The organism is Candidatus Streptomyces philanthi (genome assembly GCF_059553635.1).
The window spans coordinates 1-1,883 of record NZ_JCANQV010000543.1 but is presented as its reverse complement, the minus strand read 5'-3'; the positions used below and the strand labels follow the sequence as shown (position 1 = coordinate 1,883).

The 1,883-nt window shown below is 73.3% G+C and carries 2 protein-coding genes; both read right to left on the bottom strand.

Going from position 1 to position 1,883, the window contains the following annotated elements:
* On the bottom strand, positions 1 to 939 hold a 939-nt coding region (locus AC51EU_RS30030; RefSeq protein ID WP_496270248.1), incomplete at its 3' end, for a sugar-binding transcriptional regulator.
* A gap of 201 nt (positions 940 to 1,140) precedes the next feature.
* Positions 1,141 to 1,821, bottom strand: a complete 681-nt coding sequence (gene rpe / locus AC51EU_RS30025; RefSeq protein ID WP_496270247.1) for a ribulose-phosphate 3-epimerase — start codon at positions 1,819 to 1,821, stop codon at positions 1,141 to 1,143.
* Between the last annotated feature and the right edge of the window lie 62 nt (positions 1,822 to 1,883).

Here is a 1,883-nt window from a genome sequence, read left to right as displayed (position 1 = left end):
GGTCTCCAGCAGCAGGTGGTCGGCGGCGGCGGTGTCCGTGACCAGGCTCGTCACCAGCCCCGACCGCAGCACCGCGCCGATCGCCGCGGCCTTGCGCCGGCCCCCGGCGATCGCGACGACCTCGGGGATGCGGCGCAGCCGGTCCGCCTCGACGGTGATGCAGCGCTCCCCCAGGTCACGCCCGATCCGGCGGCCCTCCGCGTCGAAGAGGTGCGCCGACATCTCGGCGGCGGCGCCCAGCGAGGCGTAGTGCTCGCGCTCCTCCTCGGACAGCATGTCGTAGACCGTCGAGATGCCCGGGGCCCAGGAGCCGATGGAGACACAGGCGACGGTGACCTTGTCGAAGTACTCGAAGGCGCGGGAGATCCCGGTCTGCCCGCGCAGTGCGGCGGCGGTGGCCGGGTCCGGCAGCAGCATCGGCGCGTAGATCGGGTGCGCCTCGCCGCCGGAGACGTCGGCCGCGCGGCGCACCGCCTCGACCGAGCCGCGGTCGGCGGTGCCCGCGTCGTACACGCCGGTGAGCTGCACGACGGTGCACGGCGGGAGCCGGTGGAGGGCGGCCGCCATGTGGATGGTGGAGCGGCCCCAGGCCAGGCCGAGCACATCGCCCTCGGTGACCAGTTCGCCCAGCAGGCCGGCGGCGACCTCGCCGAGGTTCTCCGGGTCGGCGGCGTCCTCGGACGCGTCGGCGGGCGACTCGACGACGACGGCGTGGCGCAGACCGTAGCGGGCCCGCAGCGCGTCGGAGCGTTCGGCGTCGAGTTCGGACGGCACCCGGATCTCGATGCGTACGAGATCACGTTCCAGGGCCGTCTCCAGCACACGGGCGACCTTGAACCGGCTGACGCCGAACTCCTCCGCGATCTGGATCTTGGACTTGCCCTCCAGATAGAAGCGGCGGGCCATGGCCGCGGCCTGCACCAGCTCGGCGGGGCCCATACCGGACTGCGGGCGGCTGGCTACCACGAGTTTCTCCCCTGTTGCGCATCTGATCGAGACTTTGCTCATCCTTTCAGAAACCGGGCCTCCGCGGGGACCGCGACGACCCGGCTCCCGTGAACACCCGGTGGCGGCCGGGACAACCGCGGGCGGGCCCGGCGTGAAAGGACGGCCGTACGGGCCGCTGGGGCCCGGGAGGCGTCAGTGCGCGCAGCCCCAGCCCGGCGGCGTCGCCGCCTCGGCCTGCTCGCGCAGCTCGCGGACCGCCTTCGCCGGGTCGTCCGCGCCGTACACGGCGGAGCCCGCCACGAACACGTCCGCGCCCGCCTCGGCGCACCGCTCGATGGTCGCGGCCGAGACACCGCCGTCCACCTGGAGCCACAGCTCCAGCCCGTGCCGCGAGATCAGCTCACGGGTGCGGCGGATCTTCGGCAGCATGATGTCCAGGAACGCCTGGCCCCCGAACCCCGGCTCCACCGTCATGATCAGCAGCATGTCGAGCTCGGGCAGCAGGTCCTCGTACGGCTCGACGGGCGTGGCCGGCTTCAGCGCCATCGACGCCCGCGCCCCCTTGGCCCGGATCTCCCGCGCCAGCCGCACCGGCGCCGCCGCCGCCTCGGCGTGGAAGGTGACGGAACCGGCACCGGCCTCGACGTACTGCGGCGCCCAGCGATCCGGGTCCTCGATCATCAGATGCAGGTCGAGCGGCGTGTCCGTCGCCTTCCGCAGCGACTCGACCACCGGCAGACCGAGCGTGAGATTCGGGACGAAATGGTTGTCCATGACGTCGACGTGGAGCCAGTCGGCGCCCTCCACGGCCCGCGCCTCCTCGGCGAGCCGTGCGAAGTCCGCGGACAGGATGCTGGGATTGATCAAGGCCATACCCCCAGTATGTCGTGCGGGGGGTGGGGGGTCGCAGCCGGACCGCGCGGGCGGGGGCGCGG

Bases quoted from the DNA above. Each gene is read 5' to 3' on its own strand.
- rpe (WP_496270247.1), bottom strand. From the start codon at position 1,821: ATGGCCTTGATCAATCCCAGCATCCTGTCCGCGGACTTCGCACGGCTC.